The following is a 10,541-nucleotide window of genomic DNA, read 5'->3' as shown; positions in this document are numbered from 1 at the left end:
TGACTCGTGCACTCGATGACAGTGATGGCCGCAGCCATTGCACACCATGGGGGCGGCAGGATCCCTGCGCAGATCGATCCACACTGCGCCCGGCCGGCGCTCCAATTTCGATGCAAAGAACCCTTCCCAGAACGGGAGGGCAAGATTATGATTCGTCATGAAAGCGGTGAGGATGAGCATTCTTTGTTGGTCGCACAACAAGTCTAGCTCGTCTTCACCGCTTTCCCTTTTCTGGCGTTACTTCCCGCTAATCCGTGAAGAACCTTTTTTCGTCCCGGGCGGCTACCTGATGCAGACGGCCCGGACCATCTTGATATCGGTCGCACCAAGCAGCACCTTGTCGATGCCGTCCATCTTCAGCGTCTGCATGCCATCCTCGAGCGCGGCCGACAGCAGCGCCGCCACCCGCGCATGCTCCACCACCAGGCGCTTGAGCCGCTCGGTGCCGAGCATCAGCTCGTGCAGGCCGACCCGGCCGCGGTAGCCGCGGTTGCATTCCTCGCAGCCGACCGCCCGGTAGAGCGTGAAGCGGCCCTGCTGGTCCGCATGGCGCTGGCGCCAGCCCGCCAGCACCGCGGCGCGGGCGGCGCCGGGATCCGCGCGGAAGGCCGCGGTGCCGGCCAGGTCTTCGCAGTATTCCGCCAGCAGGCCATCGATCTCGCCGCCATCCGGGTGGTAGGGCTGGCGACAATGAAGGCACAGCCGGCGCGCCAGGCGCTGGGCCAGCACGCCGAGCAGGGCGTCGGCGAAGTTGAACGGGTCCATGCCCATGTCCATCAGGCGCACGATCGATTCCGGCGCGCTGTTGGTGTGCAGGGTGGCCAGCACCAGGTGGCCGGTGAGCGAGGCCTCGATCGCGGTGCCGACCGTCTCGCGGTCGCGCATCTCGCCGACCATGATCACGTCGGGGTCGGCGCGCAGGAAGGCGCGCATCACGCTGGCGAAATCCAGCCCCGCCTTGCGGTTGACCTGCACCTGGCGCAGCCCCTTCTGGGTGATCTCGACCGGATCCTCGGCGGTCCAGATCTTGGTCTCCGGCGTGTTCAGGTGGTGCAGGATCGAATGCAGGGTGGTGGTCTTGCCGGAACCGGTCGGGCCGCACACGAAGAACAGGCCGTAGGGCTTCTCGATGGCCGGACGCAGGCGCGCCAGGTTGGCGTCCGAGACGCCCAGGCGGTCGAGCGGAATCGGCTCGCCGGCCTGCAGGATGCGCATCACCACGTCCTCGACCCCGCCCGCCGAGGGAATCGTCGCCACCCGCAGTTCGATGTCGAGCGGGCCGTACTTGCGGAACCGGATCTTGCCGTCCTGCGGCTTGCGCCGTTCCGAGATGTCCAGGTCGCACATGATCTTCACGCGCGCCACCAGCGCGTCGCGGTAGCTGGCCGGGACCTCGATGTAGGGCACCAGCACGCCGTCCTTGCGGAAGCGGATGCCGGTCCTGCCCTTGCCGGGCTGCGGTTCGATGTGGATGTCCGACACGCCCTGGCGGTGCGCGTCCACGATCACCTTGTTCAGCAGCCGCACCAGTTCGTTCTCGACCGCTTCCGACACCTCGGACGAGGACTCGCCGCCCTCGTCGTCGTCCATCCCCGACAGCAGTTCGCCCACCGATTCGCCGCCCGGCTGGCCGAAGAACTGCTCGGCGGTCTGGCGGAATTCGCGCCGGGTGGACCCGGTAGGCGATGCGCGCCTTCGGGAACAGCTGGCCGGCGATGCGGCTGGCCGCGGTGCGCTCGGGGTCGAGCGCCAGCACCACCAGGGCGTCGCGTCCTTCCTCCAGCGGCAGCCAGCCGTTCTCCAGGGCGTACTGGACCTTCAGGTTGCGCAGCAGGTCGACCGGCCTGGCGCGCTCCGGCCGGAACGGCTCGTAGGGCACATGGAAGAACTTCGCCAGCGCGGCGCCGATCGCGGCGCGCCGCACCTGCAGTTCGTCGACCAGCAGGTCCTCGATGTCGATGTCGCGGGCGCGCGCGGCGCGGGTGCCTTGTTCCAGCTCGGCGGCCGACAGCACCGCCTCGTGCACCAGGGCGTCGTACTTGCCGCGCACCCGCTGCGGACCCAGGCGCTGGCCGAGCGCCACCGCCAGGGTGTCGCACAGCTGGCGCACGCCGTCCAGGTGCATGGCGGGGAAGGCGCCGCCGTCGCGGTGGTTGATGAACTGGACCACGCCCAGCAGCTCGCCGTCCGCCGCCTGCAGGGGCGCGACCAGCATCGCGCGGGTGCGGTAGCCGGTGCGCTGGTCGACCCCGCGCTGGAACTGCAGCTCGGGCGACAGCCGGCGCAGCTCGGCCTCGTCGTAGACATCGGCGATCGAGACCATCCGGCGCGACAGCGCCACGAAACCGGCCACCGAGCTGGCCGAGACCGGCAGGCGCAGGTCGCGGAACGAGCTCAGGCCGGTCTTGACCCTGGAGACGATGTGGTCCTTCTCGGGCGTGACCGTGTACAGGGTGAAGCGCTCGCAGTGGAACAGGTCGCAGAAGTCCATGCCCAGGCCGAGCATGATCTCCTCGACGTCGGCGGTGGCGTGGATGCGGGTGGTGACCTGCTGCAGCCGGGTCCAGAAGGCCAGGCGCCGGTCGGCGCCGGCATCGGTGTCGTTCATCGCAGTTCGACTTCCAGTCCTTCGTAGGCCAGGCGCACCTCGAGCGCGCCCAGGCGGTCCCGGAAGCGCGCCATCACGTCGGCGAAGGCCGCCTCCAGTTCGTCGTCGCCGCGGGTCGGTTCATGGTGGGTGCAGTACAGCGTGCGCGCGCCCACCCGCAGCGCCATCTCGAAGGCGGCGTCGAAGGTGCCGTGGCCCCAGCCCTGCTTGGCCGGGTATTCCTCGCGCGTGTACGAGCAGTCGACGATCAGGGCGTCGACGCCGCGCATGGCGGCATCGATCTCGCGCTGGCGGCCGGCCAGGTGTTCCTCGAAGGCCGCGTGCCGCGGATCGCCGGGAGCATGCGGGTTGTACCAGGGCTCGTGGTCGCCGGTGAAGAACAGCGACTTGCCGTGGCAGTCGATGCGGTAGCCGAGGTTGGTGACCGGATGGTTCATCAGGACGTTGCCGACCACCGTGTCGCCGACCGCGATCGGCACGCCGATCTCGAGGGTGCGGTAGTCGATGGTCGCATCCATCTGGGCCTCGCTGACCGGAAAGTAGCTGTTCTGCAGCTGCACGCCCATCACGTGCTCGATGCCGTTCCCGGTGACGTCGTCGACGGCCCCGTGCAGGCGCACCCGGCTGCCCTTGATGAACAGCGGCATGAAGAAGGGCAGGCCGTGGATGTGGTCCCAGTGGCTGTGGGTGATGAAGATGTTCGCATGCACCGGCAGGCGTCCCAGCAGGTGCTGGGCCAGCGGGAACAGGCCGGTGCCGCCGTCGAGGATGATCAGGGTGTCGTCGTCGGACCGCACCTCGATGCAGGTCGTGTTGCCGCCATAGCGCGCGGTACGCGGACCCGGGGAAGGGATCGAGCCCCGCACACCCCAGAAGCGGAATTTCATGGTGACACCCCCAGCCAGAACGAAGACTTGTTGTTTTAGAACAGCCGATGATAGCGGTTTTGTGTCCGCCAGGCTCCAAAAATTGCAGATAATCACTTGATCTGTTGTGCAGCAAGCCGCATCGACGCTACACTTCCCAAGAATAATGATCTAGCAATCCCGCGCCGTCCGCCATCATGCAAGAGTTGAATCCGTCTCAAATCGCGCAACGCCTGCATCAGCTCACCGAAGTCAGCGTGGCCCTCGGCGACACCCGCGACACGCCGGCGCTGCTCGAGCGCATCCTGCGCGTGGCCAAGCAGATGACCGACGCCGACGGCGGCACCCTGTACCGGCCGAGCGAGGATGGGCGCCAGCTGTGCTTCCACATCTCGCTCAACGACACCCTCGGCATCCACCACGGCGGGACGGGCGGCAAGCCGATCGAGATCCAGCCGGTGCCGCTGTACGACAGCCAAGGCGGCAAGAACCTGGCCTCGGTGGCGGCCTACGCCGCCAACTTCAACCAGTCGGTCAACATCGAGGACGTCTACCAGGCCGACGCCTTCAATTTCTCGGGCATGCGCGACTTCGACGCCGCCTTCGGCTACCACTCGCAATCCTTCCTGACGGTGCCGATGACCGACCACGAAGGCGAACTGGTGGGCGTGCTCCAGCTGATCAACGCCAGGGAGCCGGCAAGCGGCGCGATCCGCGCCTTCAGCCAGACCGACCAGCGTTTCATCGAGGCGCTGGCCGCGCAGGCGGCGGTGGCGCTGACCAACCAGGGACTGGTCAGGCAGCTCGAAGGCCTGCTCGAGGCGCTGGTCAACCTGATCAACATCGGCATCGACGAGAAGTCGCCGTACACCGGCCGCCACTGCCAGTTCGTGCCCGAGCTGACCATGCTGCTGGCCGAGGCGGTGCACGAGACCGGCGAGGGCCCGCTGGCCCGTTTTCGCATGAGCGACGGCGACCGCAGGGAACTGTGGCTGGCCGGCCTGCTGCACGACTGCGGCAAGATCACGACCCCGGTGCACGTGGTCGACAAGGCCACCAAGCTGCAGACCATCTTCGATCGCATCGGGCTGGTCGACACCCGCTTCGAGGTGCTGCTGCGCGACTGCGAGATCCGCGCGCTGCGCGCGCAGTGCGAGCCGGGCGCGAACATCGCCGCGATCGGCGACCGGCTGGCGTCGGAGCAGGCGCGCCTGAGGTCCGACCGCGACTTCCTGCGCCGGGCCAACGTCGGCGGCGAAGGCATGCCGGAGGCGGACCAGGAACGGGTGCGCCGTATCGCGCGCCAGCGCTGGATCGGCCCCGACGGGCAGGAACAGGACTTCCTGAGCGCGGAAGAGGTGCTCAACCTCACGGTGCGCTTCGGCACCCTGACCGAGGAAGAGCGCAAGATCATCAACAACCACATCGTGGTGACGATCCGCATGCTCGAATCGCTGCCGTGGCCGAAGCACCTGCGCAACGTGCCGGAATACGCGGGCGGCCACCACGAGCGCATGGACGGCAAGGGCTATCCGCGCGGGCTCACGCGCGAGCAGATGCCGGTGCAGGCGCGCATCATGGCGATCGCCGACATCTTCGAGGCGCTGACCGCGTGCGACCGTCCCTATAAGAAGGGCAAGACCCTGTCGGAGTCGCTCCACATCCTGGGCAAGTTCGCGCTCAACGGCCATATCGATCCGGACCTGTTCGACGTCTTCGTGCGGCGCAAGGTCTACCTCGAGTTCGCGCACAGGAACCTGCATCCGTCCCAGATCGACCCCGTCGACGAGGCCGCGATCCCCGGCTACCGTCCGTAAGGGCGGGACCGGACAATGCGGTCGACTGCATCGTCCGCTGATCCGGGAACCACCTGCGAGCCCCGCGCGCCCTCCGGCCCGCGGGATTCAGGGTCAGGTCTGACATTCGGACACCGATCGAGCACCTTTGCTCTATCTCACAATGCTGGTTTGTTTATCCTAAACCCGTCAATGCTCGGCTCACTCTGTCAGCGAAACCCGTGCATCACGGACCATGTCGGAACGAGGGAAAAAGTCCCGCCATATTTAAAGCCGTTTTGAGGTTTCGCAAGGGTTGTGCGTCCATGTCCGAATGACAGACCTGACCCTGAATGCCCTGGCGTTTGCCGCTCATACGTGAGGAAGCTTTTTTTAGCCCAGCTTGCGGGCGCGTTCCAGCAGCAGGTCGCGTTCGCGCGCGTTGGCGGTCATGCCGGCGGCGCGTTCGAATTCGCGGCGCGCCTCGAGGGGGCGCCCGAGCTTGTCGAGCAGGTCGCCGCGCACGCTCGGCAGCCAGTGGTAGCCATCGAGCCTGCCGCCGGCCGCGAGGGCGTCGGCAATGGCCAGGCCGGCGGCCGGGCCTTCGGCCATGCCGACCGCGACCGCCCGGTTCAGCTCGACCACCGGCGAGGGCTGCAGCGCCGCCAGTTCTCCGTACAGGGACGCGATGCGGGCCCAGTCGGTCAGGTCGGCGCGATGGGCGCGCGCGTGGCAGGCGGCGATCTCGGCCTGCAGCACATAGGGCCCGCGCGCGCTGCCCAGGCGGGCCGCGCGCGCCAACGCCGCCAGTCCGCGCCGCAGCAGCACGCCGTCCCAGCGCGAGCGGTCCTGGTCGAGCAGCAGCACCGGGCGCCCGGCGGCATCGATGCGCGCGCGCATGCGCGAGGCCTGCAGTTCCATCAGCGCGACCAGGCCGTGGGCCTCCGGTTCGCGCGGCGCCAGCCCGGCCAGGATGCGGCCCAGGCGCAGGGCCTCGTCGGCCAGCGCCGGCCGCATCCAGTCCTCGCCCGAGGTGGCGGCATAGCCTTCGTTGAAGATCAGGTAGACCGCTTCCAGGACCGAGCCGAGGCGCGCGTCCAGTTCGCCGGGCTCCGGCAGCTCGAACGGCACCTTCGCTTCGCCCAGGCTGCGCTTGGCGCGCACGATGCGCTGGGCCATGGTCGCCTCGGGCACCAGGAAGGCGCGCGCGATCTCGCCGGTGGACAGGCCGCCGAGCAGCTTGAGCGTCAGGGCGAGGCGCGCATCCAGCGACAGCACCGGGTGGCAGGCGGTGAACATCAGGCGCAGCAGGTCGTCGCCGATCACGTCGCGGCGCCGCGCATCCAGGCTGTCGATGAAATCAGGTGTCACCAGCGCCTCCTGGGCCTCGAGGTCGAGGCCGATCTGTTCCAGGTTCCGGCGTAGCAGCCGGTCGCGCCGCAGGCGGTCGAGCGCCGCATGGCGCGCCGTGGTGAGCAGCCAGGCGCCGGGGCGCTCCGGGATGCCGGTGCGCGGCCAGTGCTCGAGGGCCGCGACCAGGGCGTCCTGGGCCAGTTCCTCGGCCAGCCCGACGTCGCGCACCATGCGCGCCACGCCGGCGACGATGGCCGCCGACTCGATGCGCCAGACCGCCGCGATGGCGCTGCCGACCCCTGTCTCCATCAGATCTCGACCGGCGGCGCCGATTCCATGAAGACCAGCTCCCAGATGTGGCCATCCGGATCCTCGAAGCCATGCGCGTACATGAAGCCGTGGTCCTTGGCCTCGTTCGGCACCGCGCCGCCGGCCGCGCGCGCCCTGGACACCATCTCGTCGACGGCGACGCGGCTGGGGCGCGACAGGCAGACCAGCACCTCGGTCGCCTTGCTGGCGTCGGCGACCGGCTTGCGGGTGAAGGTCTGGAAGTAGCCCTCGACCAGCAGCATCACGTAGATGTCGTCGCTGACGAACATGCAGGCCGCATTCTGGTTGGTGAACTGGGGATTGAAGCCGAAGTCGAGCGCGCCGAAGAAGGCCTTGCTGCGTTCGAGGTCCTTGACCGGGAGGTTGACGAAGATCTGGGTGTTCATCGTGTTTCCTTTCATTGAACGGAGTGGAATTACAGTGCGCGCATGCGCTCGAGGCCTTCGGAGGAGGGGAAGTCGTCCAGCTCGTACAGCGGACGCACCTCGATCTCGGCGTCGACGCCTTCGCCGTGCGGGGCGGGGAAGCGGCGCGCCCATTCGAGCGCCTCCTCGCGCGAGCGCACCTGGATCAGGGTATAGCCGGCTATCAGTTCCTTGGTTTCGGCAAACGGGCCGTCGATCACGCTGCGGCGTCCGCCTTCATGGCGGATGCGCCAGCCGCGGCTGCTCGGTTGCAGGCCGTTGGCGTCGAGCAGCACCCCGGCGCGCGCCAGTTCCTGGTGGTAGTCGGCCATGGCGGCCACCAGCGCGTCGCCGGGCATCACACCCGCCTCGGTCGAGGGCGTGGCCTTGACGATGATCATGAAACGCATGTCGTTCTCCTGTTGGTTGCTTGGGGCAAACCGGCAAGGCCGGCTTCCATCCCTACGACGAACGGGAGCGGCCGGATTCGACATGGCCGCGAAAAAAAGAATATTTTTAGCGCTCGAAGCAGGGGACAAGCGCGCGGACTTCGACGGTGGCCCACTCGGCGGCCGGGCAGCCCCGGGCCAGGGCGATGGCTTCCTCGCGCGTGCCCACGTCGACGAGGAAGAAGCCGCCCACCATTTCCTTGGCTTCCGCAAAGGGGCCGTCGACCAGGCGTGGCCGGCCGCCCGGCGCGCTGACGCGCACCGCGTGTTCCTGCGAGGCGAGCGACTCGGCGGCCAGCAGCAGGCCGCGGCTCTTCAGCTCCTCGCCCCAGCGCAGCATGCGCTCGTACACGGCGCGGCCTTCCGTTTCGCTGCGGGTGGCGCGCTGGCCGACGGGTTCGTGGATCAGCAACATGTGAGGCATGGTGGCTCCTGCGGTCATGGCAACCGTCCTATTCTAAGCCCTCCGGCGGCCATGCAGGTCGCACTTGCGCCGATCGGCCGATACCAGGGGCCAAGGTTTTCGCGCTATCCTGATCACCGCACAAGCAGCTACGGAGTCCCGCCATGCATCGCAATCGCAAAGCAAAAATCGTCGCCACCGTCGGTCCGGCCAGCACCGACGGCGCCACCCTCGAAGCCATGTTCCGGGCCGGCGCGGACGTGTTCCGGCTCAACTTCAGCCACGGAACGCACGAGGACCACAGGAAGCGCTACGATATCCTGCGCGGCCTGGAGAGCAGCCTGGGGCGCCCGATCGGCATCCTGATGGACCTGCAGGGACCGAAGCTGCGGATCGGCACCTTCGCCGACGGCTCGGTGGGGCTGGAAACCGGCGCTTCCTTCCGGCTCGACCTGGACGCGGACCGGCCGGGCGACCGCCACCGCGTCGCGCTGCCGCACCCCGAGATCTTCGCGGCGCTGGAGACGCACACCCGGCTGCTGCTCGACGACGGCCGCATCGAGCTGCGGGTCGAGAGCTTCTCCGCAGGGCATGCCGATACCACCGTCATCAACGGCGGCGTGCTGTCCGACCGCAAGGGCGTCAACGTGCCCGGCGTCGTCCTGCCGCTGTCGGCGCTCACCGACAAGGACCGCAAGGACCTGGCCTTCGGCCTCGGCCTCGGCGTCGACTGGGTCGCCCTGTCCTTCGTGCAGAGGGTGGAGGACATCCACGAGGTCAGGGCACTGGCCGGGGGACGCGCGGGCATCGTCGCCAAGCTGGAAAAGCCTGCCGCCATCAATGAACTCGAGGCGATCGTCCAGGCTTCCGACGCGATCATGGTGGCCCGGGGCGACCTGGGCGTCGAGCTGCCCGCCGAGCAGGTGCCGGCGATCCAGAAGCGGATCGTGCGCGTCTGCCGCCGCCTCGGCAAGCCGGTGATCGTGGCGACCCAGATGCTGGAATCGATGGTCGGCGCGCCGGTGCCGACCCGCGCCGAAGCCTCGGACGTGGCGACCGCGATCTACGACGGCGTCGACGCGGTGATGCTGTCCGCCGAATCCGCATCGGGCAAATATCCGCTCGAGGCGGTGACCATGATGAACCGGATTATCGTCCAGACCGAAGCGGACCCGTATTACGCGGAGAGCATCAAGGCGAATGCGAGCCCGCCCCAGGCGGAGATCGAGGACGCGATCGGCCTGGCGATGCGCAGCGCGGCCGACCTGCTGAATGTGGCGGCGACCGCCGCGTACACCACCTCGGGCCACTCGGCACTGCGGATTGCGCGCGAACGTCCCCGGGCCAGCCTGATCGGCATGACCCCGAGCCTGGCCACGGCCAGGCGCCTGGCGCTGGCGTGGGGCGTGCATGCGGTGCTGGTGCACACGGTGGAGTCGGTCCCCGAGATGACGGAGTTCGCCTGCGCGACCGCGCTGCGCGAGGGCCTGGCGAAGCCGGGCCAGACCATCGTGATCGCGGCCGGCATGCCGTTCGGGGCAGCCGGGAACACCAACCTGCTGCACATCGCCCGGCTCGGCCAGGAGGGCAGGTCGAGGACATGAAAAGAGGCGCTGTCACCGTGAATGCCGGCCAGTTAAGGATGTGGGGTGGGCGGGTGTTCCCGCCCACGCATCCAGCTACAGCTTGCGTTGCCACGGCGCCCCTTTTATTTGAACCCTGCCACCTTGACTGACTGGCATTCACGGTGACAGCGCCAAAAAAAAGGCGCTGTCACCGTATCCTGTGGGTCCGCTATGAACTGTTGAGCTTTTGCCTGGTCCAATGCCTATCGCATCGAGGGCGGAGGCAGGATGAAAGCGCCGAGTTTCAAGAGGTGGCTGAAACGGCTGCCCGGGCTGACCCGGCCCCAGCGGGCACAGGTGCTGCAAGCCCTGCGTCCGGCCGTTGGCCTGGACCGGGTCGTCGAGGTGATCGAGCAAGCCAGGGCAGCGCACCGGTGCTGTCCCGCCTGCGCAAGCCGGCACTATCACCGGCATGGCCATGCCAATGGCTTGCAGCGCTACCGCTGCCGCCAGTGCGGGCGCACCTTCAACGACCTCACCGGCACGCCGCTGGCGCGCTTGCGGCACCGTTCGAAATGGCTCGATTACCTCGACACCATGCTCGACTCGAAGTCGATCCGGGCGGCGGCCAAGGCGGTGGGCGTGCATCGGAATACGAGCTTTCGCTGGCGCCACCGCTTCCTGCACCTGGCCAAACTCGACCGGCCAAGCAGTTTAAAAGGCATTGCCGAGGCCGACGAAATGTTCCTGCTCGAATCGCAAAAGGGATCGCGCAAGCTCGATCGTCC

General features: G+C 68.0%; 8 protein-coding genes and 2 pseudogenes. 3 read left to right on the top strand and 7 right to left on the bottom strand.

The features are described from left to right. The 3 genes and pseudogenes from H162_RS35090 to H162_RS0129020 form a co-directional block, all read right to left on the bottom strand. A pseudogene (locus H162_RS35090) lies at window positions 1-180 on the bottom strand (hypothetical protein); the annotation flags it as partial. A 102-nt stretch (window positions 181-282) separates the two neighbouring features. Further along, a pseudogene (locus tag H162_RS35890) lies at window positions 283-2,608 on the bottom strand (GspE/PulE family protein). Beyond that, window positions 2,605-3,495 (bottom strand): MBL fold metallo-hydrolase, encoded by an 891-nt coding sequence (locus H162_RS0129020; RefSeq protein WP_026355247.1) that lies wholly within the window; start codon window positions 3,493-3,495, stop codon window positions 2,605-2,607. Before H162_RS0129020 ends, H162_RS35890 begins: the two are co-directional and overlap by 4 nt. Window positions 3,496-3,671: 176 nt before the next feature. Between H162_RS0129020 and H162_RS0129015 the strand changes: the two genes are divergently transcribed. Further along, on the top strand, window positions 3,672-5,291 hold the full coding sequence (locus tag H162_RS0129015; RefSeq protein ID WP_026355246.1) for an HD family phosphohydrolase: 1,620 nt from the start codon (window positions 3,672-3,674) through the stop codon (window positions 5,289-5,291). A 351-nt stretch (window positions 5,292-5,642) separates the two neighbouring features. Here H162_RS0129015 and H162_RS0129010 read toward each other — a convergent pair whose 3' ends face one another. The 4 genes from H162_RS0129010 to H162_RS0128995 form a co-directional block, all read right to left on the bottom strand. Then, window positions 5,643-6,911, bottom strand: coding sequence for an RNA polymerase sigma factor (locus tag H162_RS0129010; protein WP_020656982.1), 1,269 nt, complete (start codon window positions 6,909-6,911; stop codon window positions 5,643-5,645). Then, window positions 6,911-7,318, bottom strand: coding sequence for a VOC family protein (locus tag H162_RS0129005; protein WP_020656981.1), 408 nt, complete (start codon window positions 7,316-7,318; stop codon window positions 6,911-6,913). Before H162_RS0129005 ends, H162_RS0129010 begins: the two co-directional genes overlap by 1 nt. A gap of 29 nt (window positions 7,319-7,347) precedes the next feature. Beyond that, the gene (locus tag H162_RS0129000; RefSeq protein WP_020656980.1) at window positions 7,348-7,746 is read right to left on the bottom strand and encodes a YciI family protein; all 399 of its coding nucleotides are present in this window, start codon (window positions 7,744-7,746) and stop codon (window positions 7,348-7,350) included. Window positions 7,747-7,852: 106 nt separating this feature from the next. Beyond that, complete coding sequence (locus tag H162_RS0128995) at window positions 7,853-8,209, bottom strand: YciI family protein (protein ID WP_026355245.1); 357 nt, start codon at window positions 8,207-8,209, stop codon at window positions 7,853-7,855. A gap of 143 nt (window positions 8,210-8,352) precedes the next feature. Here H162_RS0128995 and pyk point away from each other — a divergent pair, with 143 nt between their 5' ends. Continuing rightward, on the top strand, window positions 8,353-9,792 hold the full coding sequence (pyk, locus tag H162_RS0128990; RefSeq protein WP_020656978.1) for a pyruvate kinase: 1,440 nt from the start codon (window positions 8,353-8,355) through the stop codon (window positions 9,790-9,792). Window positions 9,793-10,041: 249 nt separating this feature from the next. Beyond that, window positions 10,042-10,541: IS1/IS1595 family N-terminal zinc-binding domain-containing protein (locus H162_RS32305; RefSeq protein WP_040788524.1), on the top strand; the 500-nt coding region annotated here is incomplete at its 3' end.

This window comes from Massilia niastensis DSM 21313, from assembly GCF_000382345.1.
GTDB classification, from domain to species: domain Bacteria; phylum Pseudomonadota; class Gammaproteobacteria; order Burkholderiales; family Burkholderiaceae_D; genus Telluria; species Telluria niastensis.
The sequence above is the reverse complement of the archived record's forward strand: the minus strand, read 5'-3'. Positions and strand labels throughout refer to the sequence as shown.

Excerpts from the sequence above, each read along its gene's own strand:
- H162_RS0129005 (WP_020656981.1), bottom strand. The coding sequence starts at position 7,318 with ATGAACACCCAGATCTTCGTCAACCTCCCGGTCAAGGACCTCGAACGC.
- H162_RS0128995 (WP_026355245.1), bottom strand. The coding sequence starts at position 8,209 with ATGCCTCACATGTTGCTGATCCACGAACCCGTCGGCCAGCGCGCCACC.
- H162_RS0129015 (WP_026355246.1), top strand. The coding sequence starts at position 3,672 with ATGCAAGAGTTGAATCCGTCTCAAATCGCGCAACGCCTGCATCAGCTC.
- pyk (WP_020656978.1), top strand. The coding sequence starts at position 8,353 with ATGCATCGCAATCGCAAAGCAAAAATCGTCGCCACCGTCGGTCCGGCC.
- H162_RS0129020 (WP_026355247.1), bottom strand. The coding sequence starts at position 3,495 with ATGAAATTCCGCTTCTGGGGTGTGCGGGGCTCGATCCCTTCCCCGGGT.
- H162_RS0129010 (WP_020656982.1), bottom strand. The coding sequence starts at position 6,911 with ATGGAGACAGGGGTCGGCAGCGCCATCGCGGCGGTCTGGCGCATCGAG.
- H162_RS0129000 (WP_020656980.1), bottom strand. The coding sequence starts at position 7,746 with ATGCGTTTCATGATCATCGTCAAGGCCACGCCCTCGACCGAGGCGGGT.